We start from the raw sequence: 23,026 nt of genomic DNA, 5'->3' as shown, positions 1-23,026 counted from the left end.
AAGGGTCTTCATTCAAGAATTAACTTGTCGTTAGATCTAATTGCTGCTATAGTCATACTGACTTATTAAACGCGTTTAATAAGTCAGTATGACTATAGGTGGGAGGGTGGGAGAGCCATGGCGAGTGAGAAACGACTTCCTTCACTGCAAATGAAATCTGAAATTATCCGAAATATTCGAACAGCATTATTAGAACTAGGAAGAGCAACGAAGGCAGAGTTAAGCCATAAATTACAATATAGTTTCCCGACGATAAGTAAATTTCTAATGCAGATGGAAGAGGCAGGGGAAATAACGGTCAGCGGTCTGGATGAGTCAAGTGGTGGAAGAAGGGCAATAAGATATGCCTACAATCCGAATTATCGGTTAGGTATGGCTATTTTTTTGGAAAAAAATGAAACGAATTATACCATCTATAATTGCATTGGTGAGGTAATCAAAGAAGGGAGTTTGCCCAGTATTCTTGAGGAAGATGTTAGTAAACTGGTCACGCTTATTGAAGATGAAAAAAAGGCCAATCCTAAAATCCATTCTGTGGCTATTGGAGTTCCAGGTGCGGTGAATCATGGGCAGATTTTTCTGATTCCGGGTTATGAGAAATATCAGAATTTAGATTTGAGAAAACACATAGAAGATCAACTATCCATTCCGACAATCGTGGAAAATGATATGAATGCGGCTGTAATCGGCTATATGACGCAACGAAATTTGAAAGAGAATACTTCTCTAATGTATCTGTATTTAGGGAAAAATGGTCCGGGAGCTGGGATCGCGGTCAATGGTGAAATTGTGCGAGGAAAGACGTTTTTTTCAGGGGAAGTTCAATTCTTGCCCCAGTATGACAATAGAAATTTCATAGAGGCATTAACTGGAGATCCTGGTGGATCAAATATGCAATCGAATCAAAGCGTGGATGCGATTAGTCGATTAGTGGCTACTATGACTTCTATTTTGAATCCGCATTATATTATTTTTTGTGAGGATGAATTAGCTCCAGCTATGCTTAATCAAATCGCTGAGCGAAGTGCCACATACGTTCCGAAGGAGCATCTTCCAGCGTTAGCGGTGAGTAACTTGAAGCGTGATTATCTGAATGGATTACAAAGTCTTGGATTAGGATTATTAGTTTCACAACAAATAGATGAGAACAATTAAGGAGATAACTATGGCAACTTTTTTTCTTATTATTATTTATTTAGCCTTTATTAGTTTAGGCTTGCCAGATTCATTGCTTGGATCCGCTTGGCCAGTGATGAGAATGGACTTAAATGCTTCATTAGGTACGGCTGGAATTCTTTCGATGGTCATTGCAGTAGGCACAATAGTGTCCAGTTTGATGAGTGGCATTATCCTTAAACGTTTTGGTACGGGGAAAGTGACTCTTGTTAGCTGCATCATGACTGCTGTAGCGTTGCTTGGTTTTGCATGGTCACCTTCGTTAGTGTGGTTAATTGTTGCTGCGATTCCACTCGGTTTAGGTGCGGGATCTGTAGATGCCGGATTAAATAGTTATGTTGCTACGCACTATAAAGCCCATCATATGAGTTGGTTACATTGTTTCTGGGGAGTGGGCGCCACGCTGGGTCCTATTATTATGGGCTCTTTTATCTCTGGTGAAGGTCTATGGCGGCAAGGTTATCTTACGGTTGCTTACATACAATTGAGCTTAGTCATTATTCTATTCGTTACACTGCCTTTATGGGATAGAGTGGCTGGGAGTAATAACCACCCGAATGCTGAAAGTGATCCCGAGTTCAATCATCCGGAGCTAGAGCATGCCGGAGAGAACACAAAACCTTGGAAATTAAGAGGGGTAAAGCTAGCGATGTTAACCTTTTTATTTTATTCTGCCATAGAAACGAGTATGGGGTTATGGGGGAGCAGCTTTCTTGTAAACATTAAAGATATTCCTGCATCAACTGCAGCGACATGGGTATCGTTTTTTTATCTAGGGATTACCTTTGGTAGAATGGTGACGGGTTTCATTACTTTTAAAATGAGTAATAAACAGCTAATTCGATATGGTCAACTCATTGCTTTAATCGGTACGGTGCTGTTAGTATTGCCGCTTCCAACTATAGTTTCACTTGTAGGATTTATGATTATAGGTTTAGGGTTAGCCCCCATTTTTCCGTGTATGCTACATGAAACCCCTGTACGATTCGGGAAGAGACATGCTCAGTCAATTATGGGCTTTCAGATGGCAACAGCTTATACCGGCACCACGCTGATGCCGCCTTTTATCGGCTTATTAGCTTCGAAATTCACGCTGGGTATTTTTCCTGCGATGATCGTTTTTTTTGCCATCGTTATGCTCTTGTGTACAGAAAAGCTTAATCATTACTCAGCAAAAGTAAATGTCGGTTAAATTTGAATTGAATATATTACGGACTAACCCTTCATATATATAGCTATAGGAGGGGGGAGCTGTACATGTGGTTGTTAATTATTATAGGTGTTGGATGTCTCTCCGGTTTTATATTGTTTAGAAAGAATATATTGGCCGCTGATCAAGAATATTTTCAAGGACCGGAGAAATTGTCCATCATCATCCCCGCAAGGAATGAAGAATATAATTTGCGTTTTCTGCTCGACTCACTCCAGCTCCAAACCATTACCCCCTATGAAATTATTGTTGTGGATGACTTCTCGGAGGATCGGACCAAGGAAATTGCCGAAAGCTATGGAGTTAAGGTTATTGCAAATAGCAGTCTCCCTGAGGGATGGACGGGCAAGAGCTGGGCAGTATGGAATGGATATTTGCAAGCCTCGGGCGATATTTTTGCTTTTCTGGATGCAGATATCCGGTTAAAGCCTAACGCTCTGGCCTCATTATTAAAAGCAAGGGAGCTATCGAAAGGTGTCATTTCGGTAGTTCCTTTTCATCATACAGAAAAGCTGTTTGAGAAACTTGCCTTAATTATGAATATGCTGGGGATCTTCACATTCACCTCCGTTTTTGAAAAGAATAACGCCAAAAAAGGATTATACGGTTCGTGTATTCTAGCTTTAAGGCAGGATTATGAAAAGGTTAATGGCCATCAAAGCATTAGATCTGAAGTGCTGGATGATTTGTCTTTAGGAGAGAAGTTTATCGCGGCAAGTGTTCCCATTAGAAATTTTATCGGGTATGGCTTAGTATCTTTTCGTATGTATCCGAAGGGGATAAAAAGTGAAATTGAAGGCTTCAGTAAAGGGGCTGTCTTAAGCACCTCAACGTTAAGCCCGCGGACGATTATTCCAATTGCACTTTGGGTGGTCGGGCTCATCATCTCAGAAACTGTGTTTATTTTTGCGAATACTTCTTGGGGATTGCCGTTACTTTTTGGTTATCTCCTTTATATGTTCCAGCTCTTTTATTTTATTAAATATGTAGGGGTTTTTGGCATCGTCATTCCAGTATTTCACGTGGTTGCTACTCTTTTCTTTATCTTGATTATGCTTTATTCGATATATCAGGTCGTTTTTCTGAGGCATGTAAGCTGGAAAGGAAGGCATATCCAGGTGGGAGGACATAGGGACTAATGATCATATTGTGGGTCGCGGGTTTATTTTTGTCGGGATCTCTTATGTTTTCCTATTGGCTTGGGTTAGCGCGTAAAAATAATTTAAAGGTCATAGGCGACGGTAATCCGGGGGCTTTGAATCTCTGGAAGTCATCTGGGTATAAATTCGGAATTTTTGGGGTGTTGTTGGATTTTTTAAAAGGATATCTGCCTCTTTTATGGGTAATGGGAAGCCATTATAGTCAGGGTTATTTCATTATTCCGCTTGCCTTAGCTCCTGTTGCGGGTCATGCCTTCTCTCCATTTCTTAAAGGAAAAGGAGGGAAGGCGATTGCCGTAACCTTTGGGGTATGGAGTGCATTGACAGGATTCAAAGCCTCTTTAGCGTTAGCGGTCATCCTTGCAGTGTTGAAAGTGCTCGGCAGCGGGTACAAAAGCAGAGGAAATTCACTTGTCTCGGATGGTGTGCAAGTGGTTAGCGGAATGCTGCTCCTTTTTGTCTATTTGTGCATCAGTAAGTGGTCTGCTCCTATCCTATGGGTATGGCTTGGGAGCTTTGTAATCCTTGTGTATACACACAGGTTAGAATGGATTACATGGGTGAAGGAATATTTAAAAAGGGAGCGGGGGCATTGAAGTTACTTTTATCTCGTATATGTCAATAAACAGGTTTCCAGCGATTAATTTCGGGGAAGCCTGTTTTTTTCGGTTTTATAAAGATGCGTTATCTTTAAACAGAAGATTTTATAATGGCTAAAGTTGGTGCATTTTAGTATCTTTAATTATAAATGCTTTCAATTTAGAAAGTTACAGAGATAGGGTTATGAACTAAAGGGGGGCTTGTGATGAAGATCGGCGGCAGACTAAGAAATGGAGGCACATTGTTTACCCATCTGATTTTTTCATTCACATTATTAGCCGTTGTTTTAATCGGACTTGTGGGCAGTTATCTGTATGTTCAGGCTAATCGCTTAATGGTGGATGAGATTGCCAGAGACAGCAAGCAACGACTGATGACTTCAAGTGATTTTGTGGAAAATACACTGCTGCAAAAATACGAAAACAGTATCCGCAACCGAGCAGTGTCTACCTTGTCGTTAGAGAATCAATCTATGCTGAATTATTTACTGGACAGTGAATGGGAAGGTAATACGAGCAGAATATTAGCTTTTCGCAAGGATCTCGAAATTTTCAAGCTTACTAATGAAGGCGTTTACAAAATATCCACATACTTCGAGAAAGGTAATTATATCATCGATAACAGCCAGTTTTATTCGAAGCTGGACAATTCTCCAGATGCTTCCTTCTTGAAAACATCAGTTACACCAGCCTTAAACCGCTGGACTTATAGAACGTTATCGGATGAAGAAGAGGTGTTGACTTACGCAATCGCCCTTCCCTACGGTGCTTTATCAAAAACATCAACCGGAACCATGTATATTGACGTTAGCTTAGAATACATCAATAAAATGATCTCCAGCACGATGAGCTCGCCGATGGAAAAGCTATATGCTTTTGATGAAAAGGGCAGCCCTATTATCCATACGGGCTCGAACGTCGAAGAGGGGCTTAAGACTGCTAAGCAATGGATGGAGTCAGCGGGGAATAATAAGGAAATTCATTATAATAAACGCGACAAATATGTGCTGTCTTTTAAAAATGACCAAACCTCGAATAATCAATGGAAATACGTATTAATACGGCCTATGAATTCATTTGTATCCTCATCAAAGCAGCTGAAGAGTCAAATATTTATCAGCTGTATCCTGGTATTGTTAATTGGGCTTCTATTCGCTTATTTGATCTCCAAACGTGTATATGTTCCTATGAAGAAGCTTGTAAACAATGTTCGCAGCTTTTATCATCCAGGCACCGTAAACTATTCGCAAAATGAGTTTGCTATTATTGGTAGTACAATCTCAAAGCTAGGTCAAAAAATCGAAACCTTAGAATCTAAAGCTAAAGTGAATGAACTAAAAAATCTGGTATTAGGTGCAGGTGTTGGCTCGGATTACTACGATTATTTACCTTTGCAATGTTATTACATGACTAGCTATATTCGTATAACCAAGGGAGATTGCGAGGAATTCAGGGCTTTTTATGAACAGCATGCTGCCTATAGCTTTTATAAATTCGTCAGCTTGAATACGCAGGAAGCGGCGATTATCTATTTCAGTGAGTTGAACAAGGATCCCGAAGAGCTGGAGCTTTTATTATTGAAGGAGCTGGAGCTTATAAAAAATGGGTTACCCGAGCAACTACACTTTGGAGCAGCGCTTGGATCGAAGGTTCAGGCACCTGAAGAAATCCCCTTTTCGTATCAAAATGCCTTACATGCCTATCGTTATCGGTTTATCTATGGTTCGGAAGCTATTGTGCGGTATTCACATATCCCGCTCAACGATGTTACGCCACACTTATTCTCTTTTGATCTTTATAAAAATGCATTAAAGGCAGGCAATGACGTTACGATGAACAGGTTTATGGGCGATTTCCAGAGGGTCCTGGAGAAAGGTGATGTCCAATTGGAGACGGTTGAGTTAGGCTTGCTTCAGTTGGTTACGGTTCTGTATCAGACCATTATTGAGCTTGATCTGCAACAAATCGTTTCGCCTTCCAGTCTGTTCGATGAGTTCAAAAAGGAAACGTTGGCCGAAACACTTGATTCCATTCGTGATTTATCAGCACAAATTACAGCTTATATTCAAGAGTCAGGTAATCACGCACATACGGAGATCATTCATAAATTAAAAATCTTTATCGATGATAATATTCAAGAGGATTTATCGCTAAATAAATTATCTGAGGTTGCTTCGTTGGCGCCATCGTATATTTCTACCTTGTTTGGAACCGTTATGAATGAATCATTCACTGAATATGTAACCCGAGTGCGGTTGGAGAAGGCGGCTGATTTATTAAGAGAAAAAAAGCAGCTGTCCGTGGCTGAGATTTCTGCTCAGGTGGGTTATCGTAACCCGCAATATTTTCACAACAAATTCAAAACACGTTACGGAGTTACACCGGTCCAGTATAGGAATGCAGGCAATGCAAACCATTCGAGCCATTCAAGTGCATAATTCTCCAATCCATGTGGAAAAGGCAATCGTCTCGCGATTGTCTTTTCTTTTGTTTGAAAAATTATAGCCCCAATACGAAGATAATCTACTGATTTTAATGAATTTACAATAGAAAAAGCGCTTACAATGCCCTAACGTAAGGGGTGTTCAGACACAGTCTTAACGCAAAATCGTATTCGGAAGGAGAAAACAACTATGAACCCGGCAAGCACTGCTGGCATTCAAAAACAGGGAGAGAATCTTAAGCCGAAAGTCTCGAGGTGGACACATACTTGGCGCCAATACAAAAAAAACAAATATTTATTCTTATTACTAGCTCCCGTGATCATCTGGTATACCGTATTTGCTTATGGCCCGATGTATGGCATTCAACTGGCTTTTAAAGATTATTTTATTCGTGATGGAATTTGGGGAAGTCCTTGGGTCGGCTTTAAGCATTTCGAATATTTGTTCACAGCTTCACCTGACTTTTGGAAAATTATTAAGAACACGCTTATTATCAGTTTTTACCATATCATTTTTGGTTTTCCTGCACCGATTATATTGGCTCTGTTATTTAACGAACTTAGGTTTTCCTTCTTCAAGAAGGTTGCACAGACGATATCCTATTTACCCCATTTCTTATCCTGGATCGTTATTGGAGGGATATTGATCACTTTGTTATCTCCGAATTCGGGTGTGGTCAATTATATTATTCAGTGGCTCGGCTTTGATCCCATTTACTTTTTAGGCAGCGAGAAATATTTCCGCTTTACGCTCGTTATGTCAGGAATATGGAAGGAAATCGGCTGGGGAACGATTATATACTTAGCTGCATTAGCAAGCATTGATTCCCAAATGTACGAAGCTGCAGTTCTGGACGGAGCCAATCGCTGGAAACAAACGTTATTTATCACCATTCCTTCGATCCTGCCGGTGATTGCAATTCTGCTTATTCTTCGGGTAGGGAGTGTGCTGGATGCTGGCTTCGATCAAGTCTTAACACTTTATTCACCAGCAGTATATGGAGTGGCGGATACGTTAGATACTTATGTGTACCGGATAGGTCTGCAAAACTTTCAGTTCAGTCTAACGACGGCTGTTGGATTATTTAAAAATGTGGTGGGTCTTATCCTGGTGTTATTTGCAAACTTCATAACGAAAAAAATGGGTCAGGAAGGTCTTTATTAATGAATGAATGTAAGGAAGGAGTAACTACAATTGAAGCTATCCACTGGTGAAAAAGTATTCCAAGTCTTTCTAATCCTATTTGTAATCATTCTTTGTATTACGATGATTTATCCCTTCTTGCATGTGCTCTCTATATCATTTAGCACACCTGCGGAAGCCCTTCGGCCGGGAATTCATTTCTATCCTAAAGAAGTTTCCTTCTTTGCTTGGAAGCGTGTACTGACAACTGATACGGTCTGGCAAACGATGGGGAATACGGTTTTTCGCACAGTTGTAGGAACGGCTCTGACACTGGTGTTTCTGTCACTGGGAGCATATCCGCTGTCTCGCAAATATTTGCCGCACCGGGGATTTTATACAATGTTCATTGTTGTAACGATGTTTTTTGGCGGCGGGCTTATCCCTACCTATCTGCTAATCAAAAGTCTGGGACTTATAAATTCGTTATGGGTTTATATTGTCCCCGGCCTGCTCAGCACGTTTAATCTTCTGCTCCTGCGAAATTTCTTTATGGGTATACCGGAGGAACTGGAGGATTCAGCTAAAATAGATGGGGCTAATGATATGCGGATCTTATTTACGATTGTTATTCCGCTGTCGAAGCCTGTTCTAGCAACATTAGCCCTATGGACTGCAGTAGGGCACTGGAACGCTTGGTTTGATGCAATGTTATATATGCAGGATCAATCAAAGATTGTACTGCAGCTCTTCTTAAGACGGCTTGTTATTTCAGCCGAAGGAGATCCGATGTTACCACTTCCTACTAATGAGCAGGCTCCTGAAATGGTCAAAGCAGCTATTATTATGTTTACAGCGCTGCCTATATTAATGATCTATCCATTCCTGCAACGTTTCTTCGTCAAAGGAATTATGGTTGGATCACTTAAGGGTTAGAAGACTCAGAATGGTTTAAACAGTCCGCTATATCCGCGAGCTGTCTAAATATATAGATGAACAAGAAAAGGGAGGAAATAAAAGAATATGAGGCATACATCCAAGAAATGGTTGGAAATTGCTGCGATAGCCCTATCGGCTTCACTTGTCATGAGTGGTTGTGGCGGGAATGCGGCGAATAATAGCACTAACGAAGCTAAGCCGACGAATCAAGGTCAAGGGGGGACATCAGCAGCTGAAGCTCCGATTGAAATTATTTGGGCGAACAACTTTAATACGCCAGAAGAAGACGGTAACTATGTGCAAACCGAGCTAGAGAAGAAATTTAATGTAAAAATCAAAAATATTAAATTGGAACGTGGAACTTGGAAAGAACAATTTTCGGTGCTTCTAGCTTCTGGAGATATTCCTGATATCTTCCCGGTCGATGCAAACGAAACGGATATGGTGCAATGGGCAGATCAAGGGATCATTGCGACAATTGATAAGGCTGAAATTGAATCCCTGATGCCGAAATATGCAGCAGCATTGGATTCCGTTGATTCCGGGGCATGGGGCGTAGGCTTATACAACGAAAAAAACTGGGGGATCCCGAAAATTTGGCCAGGTGGTCTTGATGGATTTATTCCGGGCTATAATGAAGCGTGGCTGAAAAATATTGGCTACTCAGAACCACCCAAGACATTGGAAGAGCTTGAAGATGTACTCACCAAATTTGTTAATGAAGATCCGGACAAAAATGGGAAGAAAGATACTTACGGCTTAATCGGCCGCGGCAAGCTTCCAGAACAATTGTTCACAAGTGTGTTCTCAGCCTATGCTGTTTCCCCTTATCAATTCAAGAAGGATGCTTCCGGGAACGTAGTTTATGGAGGCGTTACAGAAGAGACACGATCAGCATTGGCGTTATTGAGCAAATGGTACAAAGCGGGTCTGATTGATCCTGAATTCATAACTAGTGATAATAACGAAATCAATATTAAATTTGCTGATCAAAAAGTGGGTATGGTGGATAACGGGAAGTGGGGCAATTTTTATAAAGAATCTGGGTTTGTCGCAAAACCTGGTCTAGAGAAAGGTCAAATATTCGTGCCTGGCAAGCCGTTTACAGCTCCAGATGGCGTTGCTTATTCATTCGCGTATGGTGCAAGACAGGCGCCAGTATTGTTCGGTGTTCAACTCGAAAAGGATGAGAAAAAACGCCATAAAATTATGGAAATTCTTGAATATGTGTCTACGGATTCCGAAGGTTTTCTGCTGACAGGTTTCGGTCAATTGGGGGTGAGCTATGATATGGAAGGGGACCTTGCCATTCCAAAAGCGGATGAAGAGGTTAGTGCTCCGAAGATGGGAGCGGGCAATTTCTATAATCCACTTAGCTCCACAGACACTTCAATGGAAAAACATACGGTAAAACAAGAATTGCTAGATTTGAGAGACAAGATCACTCCAGGTGTTACACCATTGCTTGATGTACTAGGCCCAGCGGTATTGACAAGCAAACCCAAGTATTGGGGCAATCTGAAGACGTTACAAGATACGTTTGTTATCAAGGCGATTACAGGAGAAGCGAACACGGGTAAAGATTTTGATAATTTCAAGGATAGCTGGCTAAAAGCCGGAGGTCAGGAAGTAACGGATGAAGTAAATAAAGTGTTGGCGGATCGTAAATAGAGCGGTTGCCCGCTGATTAGTACTGGATGATAGGCTGGAGCAAAAGCTTGCTCCAGCCTATTTATTAAACCCTTAAGAGAGTTGATTCTAAGATAACGGAGGTTGAAATGAGCGAATTAATTATTTATGAGCAGCCGAATGAAGCCCTGGGGAAAGACGATTTTACAGTAAGCGTAAGAGAGCCTGGTGGGGTATGGCAATCTCTGTTTGTTTTTGAAGCAAAGGTGGATATGCATCAGGTTCGGTCGACATCGATGGTTTATTTTGATATGGATGGCACGGTGGAGGTCTCTGTTCATTGTAAAAAACAACAGATTGAACAAGCGGTTATTCGCCCTTTGGCATCCCAAATCTCCTTTCAAATCGAAGAGAATACCCTTTTGTTCACATTGGAGCACCCGTGTAAGCTTTCCATTGAAATCAATGGAGAACGTTTTAGTAACTTGCATCTTTTTGCCAACCCCTTGGAGACAGCCCCTCCTAGACATGACGATGATAATGTAGTGCTTGTCCAACCAGGAATACATCAATTTGCGGCTATCGCAGAACAAGTTCAGCATTTGTCAGAAAGGGCTAACGGGGAGCGTCAGACGATATATTTTATGCCCGGGCTTCATCAATTCGAGAATCCAATGCTGCATATCCCTTCTGGGACCACCGTTTATATTGCCGGAGGCGCGATCCTTTGTGGATCCATAATGATTGACCATGCTGAGAATGTTGTTGTTCGTGGCAGAGGTGTTCTGTATTTGGCGGATATGGAGAAAACCACTTATTTAAGAGGCGTTCAAATCCAGCATTCTGAACAGATTGAGATCGAAGGGATCATCACGCTTGATCCTCCGCATTACAGTATATATATCGGAGCGTCTAAGCATATTCGCATTCATAACTTCAAAGCTTTCAGTACACGCGGCTGGTGTGATGGAATTGATATGATGGCTAGCTCAAATGTGGATATTAATGATGTGTTCTTGAGAACTTCTGATGATTGCATTGCCATTTACGGCAGTCGTGGAGAGTATTATGGAGACACACGCCATATCACGGTTAAAGATTCCATACTCTGGGCGGACGTCGCTCATGCCATACATGTCGGTATTCATGGTGATCACCAACATAATGGCGATTTTATAGAAAATATTTGGTTCGAAAATATCGATGTGCTTGAACATCACGAGCCGCAGGAAAATTATTGGGGCGTTATGGCAATTTGTGCAGGGGACAACAATACCATTCGTAAGGTTACTTTCAAAAATATCCGGGTGGAGGATTTCGAACTAGGTCAGCTGTTTGATGTCCGCGTGGTGTGGAATAAAACCTATAATCCGGTGCCAGGACGCTGTATCGAAAATATTGAATTTAGCGATATCCACTACAATGGGAAGAATACCCATCCTTCCCGTATATTCGGCTATGACGAGGAAAGAGGTGTGAAGGACATTTATTTTTATAATCTCCAGATTAATGGAGAGGTTATTGTCGACCTGAATAACAAACATTTTGTAGTGAATGAATTTGCCAGCGGTATTTATTTGCATTAAATCAGAGGATGTAAATGAATGGAGGAGAACAATGAATTCACTTAAAGTGCTACTCTTTGGAAAATCGCTTAAACGTATTTTTAGGATCACAGTTTCTTTAAGTTTGTTGGTAACGCTAGTGCCTTTATCAGCAGAAGGAGCCACAGTAGAATCGACAGAGCTGTCGATAATTACGGATTACCAACCTGCCATTAATGAGGTTATAGATGAAAGCGGATTCAAACATCCGGGTGTTGGCCTGACCAAGGATATTCTTGAGAATATTAGGACACAGGTACGGGCGCAAAAAGAACCCTGGATCACTTATTATAATCAGATGCTTCTCTCTCCGGCAGCTTCAAGAACGGTCACTTCCAACAATCAGAGTGGTGCGAATCCGTTGAAACCAGCGAGCGATGCTTTTAATAGCCAAGGCTTTAATTCAAGATTTATAGCGGATGGGTTGAAGGCTTATACACAAGCTCTATTGTATGTAATATCGGGTGATGAGGTTTACAGAGCTAATGCCATGCATATTATCCGGATTTGGTCACAGATGGACCCTGAGAAATACGTGTATTTTAATGATGCACATATTCATACAGGAATTCCGCTTAATCGAATGGTTACTGCGGCGGAAATCTTAAGGTACACAAGTACTCAAACTGAAGAGCTGAAATGGACGGAACAAGATGTCGCTGATTTTACGAATAATCTTATTAATCCGGTTATTGAAATATTCCAACACACCAATGATCGTTTTATGAACCAGCATCTTTATCCGCTGCTTGGAGCTATGTCAGGTTATATTTTTACAGGAAATAAAGATAGGTACAATGAGGGAGTTGAATGGTTTACCGTCAATAAAACCGCTGTCGATCAGGGGCAAAATGGCGCGATAAAAGCATTATTCAGATGGGTTGATACAAATATTGTAACAGGGGAAAAAGTTAATCCTCCCGTAGTTCAGCATGTTGAAATGGGCAGAGATCAGGCGCATGGCGCTGGGGATATAACGAATGTAGAGATTTTATCACGTTTATTATTGGCTCAGGAAACAAAGGTAGATCCGGTAGAGGGGACTGTTTCTAATACGCCAAATGCGGTGGGTCCGTATGAGTTTCTAGATCAACGGATTTTAAAAGCTGCCGACTATTTTGCGCAGTATATGATTGGCTATGATACACCATGGATTCCAGTGGCGGCACATACAGATGTAAATGGAAATCCAACGATTATCTATAAACACTTGGCTGGCGGTTACAGGGGGAGAATTGGCGGTAATGTCTATGACCTTTATTATTATTATAAATATTCAGCTGGAATAAATATGGAGGTTGAAGCTCCTTACTTTAGCGAGATGTTTACTAAGCGATTGCCTTTCTATTGGGAGTCTCCGGATGGAGGCGGGGATTATTGGCTGTACATCCCTAAAGAAGCAGAGGGCGAGGGTACGCTCAATCTGCCGAAGGGGATAACGAATCCAGATTTGAGAGAACTAGAAGACCGGTATACGAAGCTTGATAGTCACTCCACCACAAAACAAGAAGGAGACACTACTTACGTTGAGATTACCGCAACAGATGAGGGCAGTAAAATTGCTTATGTGGGTGCAAGCAGCGGCGAACGAACCATTGCTTTTAAGATTCGGACTACTGGCATAGCAACCATGGAGGTGTTTGGCGATACCGTTACGCTGCCTGATACAAAGGGGCAATGGAGGTATATTCAGTATGCGTTCAATGAGTTCCAAGGCTTCAGCGATCTTGTCTATTTTAATGTGAAAGGAAATGGGACAACAGTCGATATTGACCATATTAATTTAAAAGCTGGGGCACAGCTTACCCCTCCAGTATTTACATCAGGGAAGGCACCGGTATCTTTATTTACCTATGAGGGATCTACAGCGGCAATTCAATTTGATTTCTCTGCGACAGACGCAGGTGCAACGGATGTTGTTGCCTATCAAGCGGATCAATTACCTGAGGGCGCACTGTTTAATGAAACTTCAGGTGTTTTCTCTTGGTCTGGAGCACATGCGGGAACGTACTCCTTTGTAGTGAGTGCCTCAGACGGCACTTCGGTTACAACCAAGGATGTTACTGTTGTAGTAGCGAATGATCGGCATTCTGCCGTCAACGCTGTCATTTCTCCTTATCATGCTGATGTGCCTTACATTTCGGCAACGTTAGCTCACTATAAGCAAGTGCATGCTGAGGTAATGGATGTAATTACTAATGTCACTGACGAGGTCTTCTATCAGAAGTTATTTGACCTGAATCTTGCAGTGCAAAGTCTTAAAGAATTGACGCCTTTAATGAAAGATGGAAGTGTTAATTTTACGAATATGTTTGTCAGCTCAACCTTTGGTAATGCAGTCCCGAACCTGCTGGACAACACAAATGATAGTTTTGTGGGGTATTATACAGCGCAGGATCGGGCGCATTACATGGATTTAGGACCGGATTTTCAAATATCAGCAGAAAGCTTTGAGCTTCAGGTAAGAGCTAGTTTTCCGGAGAGAATTGGCGGCGTTGCAATGTTCGGATCGAATGACAAAGAAAATTGGACCCGCTTAACTCCCGGTTTGACAACAGTTACTGAAGAGATGCAGAGACTAGAGGTTCAAGCAGGCCTGGAGCATGAAAAATTCCGATTTTTGAAAATGGAAATGATAAAGCCTTCGAGTACTATGCTGGAAATTGCTGAATTTAGAATCTTTGGCCAGCGGTATGAGACAGTAAATCAATTAGAGTCCGTGTCCATTCACTCAGATCAAAGCTTAAAAAATCGGATTATTCCAGGGGATACGATTCAATTATCCTTTAAGTCTACAGAAATGATCCATAATGTCACGGCCAATATACAGGGTCAACCTGTTGCAGTCAGTTCTGTGGACAATATCAACTGGACAGCTAAGCTTGTGGTGAATGAAAATGTTCCATCAGGTACTGTGAAATTTAAGATCAATTATAAAACGGCAGCTGGAGAGGATGCTGTAGAGACTATTTTTACAACAGATGGTTCTACTTTATTCATTGCAGATCAGACAGGGCTTGTCGCTAATGTGCTTGAGATAGCAAATCTAATCGATTCCAGTGGAAGGAATCCGGCTGATCTTTTGGCAACAGCAAAAGTTTTATTTGATAATAATTTAGGTTCTATCACGGATTTTCGTTTAAATGGCAGTGGTTATGGTGCCTATCTAACCTTTGACTTTAAAGAAGGTGGCCAGGCATTGCTGTCTAGGGTAGAAGTAATCGGAAGGCAAGATAATTATGCGGGCAGAATTAATGGAACAGTGGTGCAAGGCTCCAACGACAATGTGACGTGGACTACGATCTCTAATGCAGCCTGGAATACGCCGGAATGGCAGACGTTGACGATTAACAGCACAGAACCCTATCGTTATATTCGCATCACCAATGGAAACAACTGGTATGGAAACATGGCTGAACTACGTTTGTATGGTGATGTTAAAATCAATTCAAAGCTTGATGCGGTGTCCATTAGCTCCGACCAAAGTATCCAGAAACGAATTGTGTCTGGGAACACGGTGAAATTGTCTTTTAAAGCAAGCGATGCAATAAACCAAGTGAATGTCAATATTCAGGGTCAAGTCGCAACCATTGCTACTGTCGATAAGATCAATTGGACGGCTGAAGCGGTGATGGGCAATAACGTACAACCTGGACCTGTGAACTTTAGTATTAAATACAAGACAAAGGAGGGAATCGAGGGGCCGGAAAAAACATCAACTACAGATGGTTCATCTCTGTACATTCCCGATGAGACCGAGTTGATTAGTAATGTGCTTGCGATTACTAATTTAAGTGATTCCAGTGGGAGAACATCCACTGATCTCAGGAATGTTGCGGGATCATTATTCGATGGAAATGCAGGCTCAATTACGGATTTTCGGGTAAATGGCAGTGGATATGGAGGATTTATAACGTTTGATTTTAAAGAAGGGAATAGGGTTCAGCTGTCCAAGGCAGAGGTGCTTTCCAGGCAAGATAATTATTTTACACGAATCAATGGGACTGTGGTTCAGGGTTCGAATGATAATACAAGCTGGACGACAATCTCCTCTCCTGCAGGAAAAACGATGGATTGGCAGACCTTAAGTATTAGTAATGCAGAAGCCTATCGTTATATCCGGATCTATAATAGTAGTAATTGGTTTGGAAACATGGCAGAATTACGCTTTTATGGTGTAGTAAAAGGGGCAGATCATACAGCTCCGGTGACAATGGATGATGCGCCACAAGGTTGGACTAACAAGGATACGTTGGTAACCTTCACAGCTACAGATGCGGGCTCTGGTGTTGCGGTAACCTATTTCACAGTAAACGATGGCGAGCAGCAAACCGGGAATTCAGTTATTTTGTCCAATGAAGGAACACATAAGTTAGTTTATTGGAGCGTTGATAGAGAGGGTAATGTGGAACAGCCGCAGAAGACTGCTGTGGTGAAGATTGATCGGACCGCACCACAGGTGGTAATTAACGGAGAGATTTCCTATACCATAGAGCAGACATTAAACATCACCTGTAGTGCAGCTGATACTGTATCAGGCATCACTTATTCGCCATGTGATTCAACGCTCGCAGATGTAAAGGCGTATACGCTGGAACCAGGAACTCATAGTGTAACTGCGAAAGCCGAGGATGCGGCGGGCAATGTCGGGTTGGCAGAGCATTCGTTTAGTGTATATGCGACATTTGACAGCTTGTCGGCATTAACCGAAACTTTTGCAGCTGAGACGGGTGCTCCAGATTTAGAAAACGTAACCAACTCACTTTTGCAGCAGCTGGGTAACGCAAAAGAAAAAGCTGAGCAGTATGCTGGCGCAGAAGTTCACAGCTTGTTGGAAGCTTTTAATAGTGAAGTGAACTTCCAGAGCAATCAGGTGTTCACTTCTGAGCAGGCAGAGGTTCTAGTCCGTTGGTCACAATGGCTCCAGATTACAACTCCGCTTGCTGGTGGAGCCCCTGGAAAGCCAGTGTTGTCTGACAATAATGGGTATGACACCGGGCTTCGAGATGGCAACTATGCCGTCACGATGAATCTTTGGTGGGGGAACAACGGTACCGAATTTAAGCTCTATGAAAACGATGTGCTGATCAGTACCCAGATGCTGACAGACAGCTCACCGAATGCGCAGACATTGAGTACGGATATTGTGGGCAAAACAAATGGAACCTACACGTACACTTGCGAGCTGGTCAACAGCTTCGGCTCGACGATATGCGATCCGCTTATCCTTACTGTTACCGATGCAACACCGGGTAAGCCTATAGTATCCCACGACAACTGGAGCGGGGATGGAACTTATGACGTTATGATGAATATGTGGTGGGGAACCAATGGTACTGAGTACCGTTTGTATGAGAATGGAGAAGTGATCGACACCCAGACACTAAACACGGCTACCCCTGCGGCTCAGATGACAGTTACGAAACTTAAAGATAAAGCACCAGGTGTATATGAATATTACGCAGTATTAGTCAATGCATCAGGCGAGACATCTAGTGAGAAAATCACAGTAACTGTCAAGCCAAGAAACTGATCATAGAGCTGATGAAATAGGAAGGCCCTTTCTTCGGGATGACCGAGGGAGGGGCTTTTTTAGAGGGATTGAGACGTTGAATAACGAACGGAGAATTAGGGAATTCTGTAAATTGACATAACACCTATAGGTGTTATAATCAAAAGTGAACCCAAAAGGTGTTATATTAATTGAATGCTGGAGGTTATTTATTATGCAAACTCAAGAACCCTTGCAAGAAATTCGTCAAACGATTTTACTAGATGCGCCAATAGAAAAGGTTTGGAAAGCTGTTGCCACGGCAGAAGGAATGGCAGCCTGGTGGATGCCTAGTACATTCGAGCCTGTTGTTGGGCATGAATTCATCCTGCATGCTGGACAATTCGGAGATTCTCCTTGTAAAGTAACCGAAGTTGATCCTCCGAATCGTGTTGGTTTTAATTGGGGGAAGGATTGGCATCTTGCTTTTGAACTGAAAGAAATCGAAGGGAAAACTGAATTTACCTTGATTCATTCTGGATGGGACCCTGAAAAAGTTACTGAATTTGGACAACCACATCCAATCGTACGCGGCTTTATGAACAGCGGCTGGGAAAAAATCGTCCAAGAAAAACTTCCTGCTTATATCGAGGCTTAATATGCCGGTTGCTGAAGCAGGACATGATGTATTTCAGGCGATAGCAGATCCTACCCGCCGCAGTCTGCTAAAGCTGCTCGCTAATAAGGAAATGTCTATAGCATCTATTACGGATTGCTACCCGATCAGCCGAACCGCTGTTAATAAGCATTTACAGGTATTGTCCGATGCGCAGCTTGTTAGCAGTCAGAAAGTCGGACGGGAGACCCGGTATAAGCTTCAGCCAGAACCTTTGCTGGAGCTGCAAGATTGGCTTGCCTTTTTTGAAGGTTATTGGGCTAATAAATTGTTTGCGCTTAAAGAATATGTTGAGGCTGACTCAGAGGAGAAGTAATAAACCGGGAGGCGTGAGATCGCGCTCCCCGGTTTTTTGTGTTGTTTAAATTCAGTTTATAAAAGGGAGTTACCATCACAATACAAACTAAAACGTTGGAGGAATTGTAATGGTAAATGAACGCAAAAAAATAATTGAGCCCAACCCTGGAGATTGGGCCGTCGAAGCGCGTGGGCTCGTCAAAACGTTTGGTGACAATCGCGCAGTTGATGAAGTAAATCTAAACGTTAAGGCAGGCAAAATTTACGGTGTTCTTGGTCCCAATGGGGCTGGAAAGACGACGGTAATTCGGATGCTGGCTACGTTACTTCGTCCGGATGCGGGGTCGGCGCGAATCTTCGGGCATGATGTGGTAAAGGAGTCGCAGATTGTTCGGCAATTGATAGGGGTTACGGGACAATATGCTTCTGTGGATGAGTCACTTAGTGCTACAGAGAATCTGATTATCTTTTCACGTCTTTTAGGGTTAGGGCGGGTAGAGGCGCGGCAAAAGGCAGCGGAGTTGTTAGAAGAGTTTGGTCTGACGGAGGCGGCGAAACGGCCACTTCGAAATTTCTCTGGCGGTATGCGCCGACGTCTGGATCTTGCAGCGAGTCTGATTGCCCAGCCTCCGCTTATCTTTTTGGATGAACCAACAACAGGCCTGGACCCACGGACACGTTCGCAAATGTGGGATACCATTCGTCGGTTGGTGAACACAGGATCAACAGTGCTGTTAACTACACAGTATCTTGAAGAAGCCGATCAGCTGGCAGATCGCATTGCAGTTATTGATCATGGCCATGTCGTTGCAGAAGGCACCGTGGATGAGCTAAAAGCTTCAGTGGGCACCACCTCGCTGCACTTAAAAGTCCAAAATCTTAAAGATATCGCTCAAGCGCGCCGGATTGTGGAACATGTGCTGCATATCCAGTCTATAGTGCCGAATGAGGCTGGGAAAATTACTGCACCGATGGCGAACGCTGATTTAGTCACTGATTTGCTTATTGCACTCCGCGAAGCGGGGATTCCACTTGCGGAGATGAGTGTGCAGAAACCGACGCTTGATGAAGTGTTTTTGACGATCACTGGCCATGGAGTTACGGATGAGGCGTCCCAAGCGTCACAAGAATCAATTAATAAGGAGGCAGCAAGAGCATGAGTATGAGAACATCTACTATTAGTCCAGGTGCGACCCGACAATTGAAAAACCATACGAGCTTCAAACAATCTGTTCGTAACTCGTTAACGATGGCTTATCGCGGGATATTGAAAATCCGTCGCACACCTGAGCAATTGTTCGACGTAACGCTGCAGCCAATTATTTTCACACTAATGTTTACTTATATTTTTGGTGGAGCCATATCAGGAGATGTAGTGAGCTATTTACCCGTTATTATTCCTGGTATTCTAGTGCAGACTGTAATCACGACCTCCATCGTCACTGGTGTCCAACTGCGGGAAGACATGGATAAAGGGGTGTTTGACCGCTTTAAGTCATTGCCGATTGCCCGAATAGCCCCATTAGCCGGAGCTTTGTTGGCAGATACAATTCGATATACGATCGCAACTGTGCTTACTTTTGTCATGGGCTATATTATGGGTTACCGACCTGATGGCGGTCTGGAGCATGTCGCAATTGCTGCGCTTTTGGTTATCGTCTGCTCCTGGTCGATTAGCTGGATTTTCGCTTTCTTTGGTGTGATTGCCCGAACCGCTTCCAGCGTACAAGGGATATCAATGATTGTGCTGTTCCCACTCACTTTTCTATCCAACGCCTTCGTGCCTGTAGATACGATGCCTAACTGGCTGCAATGGTTTGTCAAAGTAAATCCAATCTCGCATCTTGTGTCAGCTGTCCGTCAGCTTGCTAACTCTGGAACCGTAGGCTGGGATTTCGCTATCTCACTTATCGGAGCCGCTGTGATTGTTGCGATTTTTGCACCTATTACTGTGCGTGCATATATGCGCCGGACATAATTAGAGATGAAGAAACGGCAGAAATGCCGTTTTTTTTTGTGTTTTTTATTATGTTGAAAAAGCCGTGATCAAAGGATATCCCAAGATTACGGCTTAAATTTGTTGAGGAGGGACTTGCAAAGAGGCTTTTTAGAATTACTTATCTTTTTTAAAGAAGGTATGAATTAAATTGGAGACCGATCTATCATACAATATTTTAGCAGTTTCCTCATTTTGAATATGTCCACCCAAATGCAGATGAATGACGCCATGCAATGACGCCCATACCAGGTTAACAACAAGGAGAGGGTCTTTCTCATTAATAAACCCTTGTTCGATCGCTTCTGTAATAAGGGCTATCACTTGTTGTAGTGCCGTAAAGATAGCATGTAAGCTTTCCTCCTCCGGTTTGAATTCACTAAAGGCCCCTCCGAACATAACCATATAATAGCTGGTATGATTCCGTGAGAAATCCCAATAAGCTTGTCCAAGCCCGCGAAGATATAAATTTAGATTATCTTGTTTTGGAACCGCTTGAAAGGCAGCAGCTAATAATTTACACCCTTGCAAAAAAAGCTCCTTCGCTAAACCTTCCTTGTTTCCAAACAAGTTATAAATGATCTTTGTGGGACATTCCATTTTTTCAGCAACCTTGCGAATAGTTACACCTTCGGGTCCGGATTCATGCATGATGGCCGCAGCGGCTTCGATAATGTTCAGTCTTAATGTTTCCGCATGCTGTTGTTTTGCTTTTGGGTAGGTTGTAACAGATTGAGCATCTATAGAAGATATTTCGGACGATTTTTGCATGTAGTTTCACTTCCTTAGAACTTTACTTTAGCTTTTTAGATAGCCGTTATTTCTAAACCTTATTTTACTGATGTAGAAGAGAAATAGCCAATAATTAAATGTGTAGAACTTTATTTGACAACGAAACCTCACTTGGATACAATGATTCATATTGAAACACTGTTTCTGAATAGTCATTAAAGGGAGAGATGATAACAATGATTACAATTCAAAATAAATGGACGTTGATTACCGGAGCTTCTTCGGGTATAGGTGAAGCGTTTGCTCGAGAACTTGCAGCCAAAGGAAGTCACTTAATTTTAGTCGCCCGTTCTGAAGATAAATTGATTGCTTTAGCGGAAAAATTACAACGAAAATTTCAAATTCAAGCGGAGGTTCTAGTTGCTGATTTATCTCAAGAAGGTTCCCCTGACAGGCTCTATCAACAATGTGTAGAACGTGGCTTGAACGTTGATATTCTTATTAATAATGCAGGTTTTGCTACGCATGGGCTTTTTGAACAACTATCTGGTTCGAGACAACATGAAGAAGTGATGCTAAATGTATTGGCGGTTGTAGATCTGACCCATTTGTTTTTGCCAGAGATGTTAAAAAGAAAAAGCGGAGTGATTATAAACGTTGCATCAACAGCAGCATTTCAACCTCTCCCTAATATGGCTGTATATGGAGCGACAAAAGCTTTTGTATTATCATTTACACAAGCGCTATGGGAGGAAAATCGGAAACGGGGCGTACAATTTCTTGCGTTATGTCCGGGGTCTACGGAAACAGAATTTTTTAATGTTGTAGGAGCCGATGAAGCTTCGGTCGGGAAACGAGATACTCCAGAAAATGTGGTTCAAGTGGCTATTCGTTCGCTTCAAGCTAAAAAAGTGTTTGCTGTCCCAGGATTTACAAACTATATTTCAGCTCAAATGTCACGTTTTTTCACACGTAAACAAATGCTTTATTTTGTTGGACGCATGCTCCGTACGCGACATTAATAGATCAACGTATTCAAGCTGGTGTATTCCTTAGCAATGATTAACTATTTTAATTATAAAAAAACAACAAAACAGCGGTTCTCCTCAATATGGGAGAACCGCTGTTTTGTGTTTTGACTTGCTGACTTTGACTCCGTTCGCTTGAATTTACATCAACATCACTAACATCACCAACATCACCAACACCAACAACAACATCAACATCAACGTCAACATCAACATCAACGTCACCATCAACGTCAACGTCAACATCAACGTCACCATCACCATCACCATCAACATTACCAACATCATCAACATCTACAACAACAACATCAACAAAATTACCAATCGACATCTAAATCACATCGCCGACTCATAATCGTCCACTGTGGTACGGACCCCAATGACGCTATTAGTATGTTTTTCGCAGTTCCAGCGTAGTTTCGGACTCCAGTGCAGCTATTCCCTAGAAAGGGTTCTAAATATGATGTTTTGTGCGCCAATAGGTGCATTGAGGTCCGATAGGATCAGAAAAGTGGGGGATTTCTGCGAATAAGGTCAACTGAGTCCGATTGTACCTCGTTCGCCAAAGTAAGGGGAGGTAAACACCTATGTTCTTGCAATCAACCTTATTGTATTAAGGTTCAATAAAAAGGACAAAAAACCAGCGTTGGTTGCTTCAACAAAAATTTGGGCAAGCAAGGCTGGCTAACGGACCCCAATGACGTTATTAGCATATTTTTCGCAGTTCCAGCGCAGTTTCGGACTCCAGTGCAGCTATTCCCTAGAAAGGGTTCTAAATATGGTGATTTGTGCGCCAATAGGTGCATTGGGGTCCGATAGGATCAGCAAAGTGGGGAAGTTCTACGAATAAGGTCAACTGAGTCCGATAGTACCTCGTCCGCCAAAGTAAGGGGAGGTAAACACCCTCGCCCTCGCAAATAGCC

General features: G+C 42.3%; 17 protein-coding genes. 15 read left to right on the top strand and 2 right to left on the bottom strand.

The window, feature by feature from the left end:
- Positions 1 to 117 precede the first annotated feature (117 nt).
- The 14 genes from NYE72_RS18030 (at position 118) to NYE72_RS17965 (ending at position 20,325) form a co-directional block, all read left to right on the top strand.
- Entirely contained in the window at positions 118 to 1,155 is a 1,038-nt protein-coding gene (locus NYE72_RS18030) for an ROK family transcriptional regulator (RefSeq protein WP_076098945.1), read from the top strand.
- A 10-nt stretch (positions 1,156 to 1,165) separates the two neighbouring features.
- Positions 1,166 to 2,368 (top strand): MFS transporter, encoded by a 1,203-nt coding sequence (locus NYE72_RS18025; RefSeq protein ID WP_038571815.1) that lies wholly within the window; start codon positions 1,166 to 1,168, stop codon positions 2,366 to 2,368.
- Positions 2,369 to 2,433: 65 nt separating this feature from the next.
- Positions 2,434 to 3,525: a glycosyltransferase family 2 protein gene (locus NYE72_RS18020; protein ID WP_076098946.1), complete on the top strand. Its 1,092-nt coding sequence runs from the start codon at positions 2,434 to 2,436 to the stop codon at positions 3,523 to 3,525.
- Positions 3,525 to 4,142, top strand: coding sequence for a glycerol-3-phosphate acyltransferase (locus NYE72_RS18015; protein WP_038571813.1), 618 nt, complete (start codon positions 3,525 to 3,527; stop codon positions 4,140 to 4,142). The genes NYE72_RS18020 and NYE72_RS18015 overlap by 1 nt, the downstream gene beginning before the upstream one ends.
- A gap of 209 nt (positions 4,143 to 4,351) precedes the next feature.
- A complete protein-coding gene (locus NYE72_RS18010; RefSeq protein ID WP_076098947.1) occupies positions 4,352 to 6,583 on the top strand; it encodes a helix-turn-helix domain-containing protein in 2,232 nt (743 codons plus the stop codon).
- Positions 6,584 to 6,778: 195 nt separating this feature from the next.
- Entirely contained in the window at positions 6,779 to 7,753 is a 975-nt protein-coding gene (locus NYE72_RS18005) for an ABC transporter permease subunit (RefSeq protein WP_036688267.1), read from the top strand.
- A gap of 30 nt (positions 7,754 to 7,783) precedes the next feature.
- Complete coding sequence (locus tag NYE72_RS18000) at positions 7,784 to 8,647, top strand: carbohydrate ABC transporter permease (protein ID WP_036688266.1); 864 nt, start codon at positions 7,784 to 7,786, stop codon at positions 8,645 to 8,647.
- 87 nt (positions 8,648 to 8,734) lie between these two features.
- A complete protein-coding gene (locus NYE72_RS17995; protein ID WP_036688263.1) occupies positions 8,735 to 10,321 on the top strand; it encodes an extracellular solute-binding protein in 1,587 nt (528 codons plus the stop codon).
- Positions 10,322 to 10,428: 107 nt separating this feature from the next.
- Positions 10,429 to 11,865: a glycosyl hydrolase family 28 protein gene (locus NYE72_RS17990; protein WP_038571805.1), complete on the top strand. Its 1,437-nt coding sequence runs from the start codon at positions 10,429 to 10,431 to the stop codon at positions 11,863 to 11,865.
- Positions 11,866 to 11,896: 31 nt separating this feature from the next.
- Positions 11,897 to 17,416: a discoidin domain-containing protein gene (locus NYE72_RS17985; RefSeq protein WP_339210169.1), complete on the top strand. Its 5,520-nt coding sequence runs from the start codon at positions 11,897 to 11,899 to the stop codon at positions 17,414 to 17,416.
- 193 nt (positions 17,417 to 17,609) lie between these two features.
- The gene (locus NYE72_RS17980; RefSeq protein WP_036688260.1) at positions 17,610 to 18,032 is read left to right on the top strand and encodes an SRPBCC domain-containing protein; all 423 of its coding nucleotides are present in this window, start codon (positions 17,610 to 17,612) and stop codon (positions 18,030 to 18,032) included.
- A 1-nt stretch (position 18,033) separates the two neighbouring features.
- Positions 18,034 to 18,366: a metalloregulator ArsR/SmtB family transcription factor gene (locus tag NYE72_RS17975; RefSeq protein ID WP_036688259.1), complete on the top strand. Its 333-nt coding sequence runs from the start codon at positions 18,034 to 18,036 to the stop codon at positions 18,364 to 18,366.
- 109 nt (positions 18,367 to 18,475) lie between these two features.
- Entirely contained in the window at positions 18,476 to 19,507 is a 1,032-nt protein-coding gene (locus NYE72_RS17970; RefSeq protein ID WP_339210167.1) for an ATP-binding cassette domain-containing protein, read from the top strand.
- 2 nt (positions 19,508 to 19,509) lie between these two features.
- Positions 19,510 to 20,325 carry an ABC transporter permease gene (locus NYE72_RS17965; RefSeq protein ID WP_036689061.1) on the top strand — a complete coding sequence of 272 codons (816 nt, stop codon included), beginning with the start codon at positions 19,510 to 19,512 and terminating at the stop codon, positions 20,323 to 20,325.
- A gap of 135 nt (positions 20,326 to 20,460) precedes the next feature.
- Here NYE72_RS17965 and NYE72_RS17960 read toward each other — a convergent pair whose 3' ends face one another.
- Entirely contained in the window at positions 20,461 to 21,114 is a 654-nt protein-coding gene (locus tag NYE72_RS17960; RefSeq protein WP_094901897.1) for a TetR/AcrR family transcriptional regulator, read from the bottom strand.
- Between the two features lie 197 nt (positions 21,115 to 21,311).
- Here NYE72_RS17960 and NYE72_RS17955 point away from each other — a divergent pair, with 197 nt between their 5' ends.
- A complete protein-coding gene (locus tag NYE72_RS17955) occupies positions 21,312 to 22,097 on the top strand; it encodes an SDR family oxidoreductase (RefSeq protein ID WP_094901895.1) in 786 nt (261 codons plus the stop codon).
- Positions 22,098 to 22,146: 49 nt separating this feature from the next.
- On the opposite strand, the gene NYE72_RS17950 is transcribed toward NYE72_RS17955, so the two are convergent.
- Positions 22,147 to 22,434 carry a hypothetical protein gene (locus NYE72_RS17950; RefSeq protein ID WP_339210162.1) on the bottom strand — a complete coding sequence of 96 codons (288 nt, stop codon included), beginning with the start codon at positions 22,432 to 22,434 and terminating at the stop codon, positions 22,147 to 22,149.
- Positions 22,435 to 23,026 lie beyond the last annotated feature (592 nt).

This window comes from Paenibacillus sp. FSL L8-0333 (assembly GCF_037965665.1).
GTDB classification, from domain to species: Bacteria; Bacillota; Bacilli; order Paenibacillales; family Paenibacillaceae; genus Paenibacillus_AQ; species Paenibacillus_AQ odorifer.
Note: the sequence above shows the minus strand (reverse complement) of the source record. Positions and strands in the feature narration are given on the sequence as shown.

Excerpts from the sequence above, each read along its gene's own strand:
- NYE72_RS18030 (WP_076098945.1), top strand. The coding sequence starts at position 118 with ATGGCGAGTGAGAAACGACTTCCTTCACTGCAAATGAAATCTGAAATT.
- NYE72_RS18025 (WP_038571815.1), top strand. The coding sequence starts at position 1,166 with ATGGCAACTTTTTTTCTTATTATTATTTATTTAGCCTTTATTAGTTTA.
- NYE72_RS18020 (WP_076098946.1), top strand. The coding sequence starts at position 2,434 with ATGTGGTTGTTAATTATTATAGGTGTTGGATGTCTCTCCGGTTTTATA.
- NYE72_RS18015 (WP_038571813.1), top strand. The coding sequence starts at position 3,525 with ATGATCATATTGTGGGTCGCGGGTTTATTTTTGTCGGGATCTCTTATG.
- NYE72_RS18010 (WP_076098947.1), top strand. The coding sequence starts at position 4,352 with ATGAAGATCGGCGGCAGACTAAGAAATGGAGGCACATTGTTTACCCAT.
- NYE72_RS18005 (WP_036688267.1), top strand. The coding sequence starts at position 6,779 with ATGAACCCGGCAAGCACTGCTGGCATTCAAAAACAGGGAGAGAATCTT.
- NYE72_RS17995 (WP_036688263.1), top strand. The coding sequence starts at position 8,735 with ATGAGGCATACATCCAAGAAATGGTTGGAAATTGCTGCGATAGCCCTA.
- NYE72_RS17990 (WP_038571805.1), top strand. The coding sequence starts at position 10,429 with ATGAGCGAATTAATTATTTATGAGCAGCCGAATGAAGCCCTGGGGAAA.
- NYE72_RS17985 (WP_339210169.1), top strand. The coding sequence starts at position 11,897 with ATGAATTCACTTAAAGTGCTACTCTTTGGAAAATCGCTTAAACGTATT.
- NYE72_RS17980 (WP_036688260.1), top strand. The coding sequence starts at position 17,610 with ATGCAAACTCAAGAACCCTTGCAAGAAATTCGTCAAACGATTTTACTA.
- NYE72_RS17975 (WP_036688259.1), top strand. The coding sequence starts at position 18,034 with ATGCCGGTTGCTGAAGCAGGACATGATGTATTTCAGGCGATAGCAGAT.
- NYE72_RS17970 (WP_339210167.1), top strand. The coding sequence starts at position 18,476 with ATGGTAAATGAACGCAAAAAAATAATTGAGCCCAACCCTGGAGATTGG.
- NYE72_RS17965 (WP_036689061.1), top strand. The coding sequence starts at position 19,510 with ATGAGAACATCTACTATTAGTCCAGGTGCGACCCGACAATTGAAAAAC.
- NYE72_RS17960 (WP_094901897.1), bottom strand. The coding sequence starts at position 21,114 with ATGCAAAAATCGTCCGAAATATCTTCTATAGATGCTCAATCTGTTACA.
- NYE72_RS17955 (WP_094901895.1), top strand. The coding sequence starts at position 21,312 with ATGATTACAATTCAAAATAAATGGACGTTGATTACCGGAGCTTCTTCG.
- NYE72_RS17950 (WP_339210162.1), bottom strand. The coding sequence starts at position 22,434 with ATGTCGATTGGTAATTTTGTTGATGTTGTTGTTGTAGATGTTGATGAT.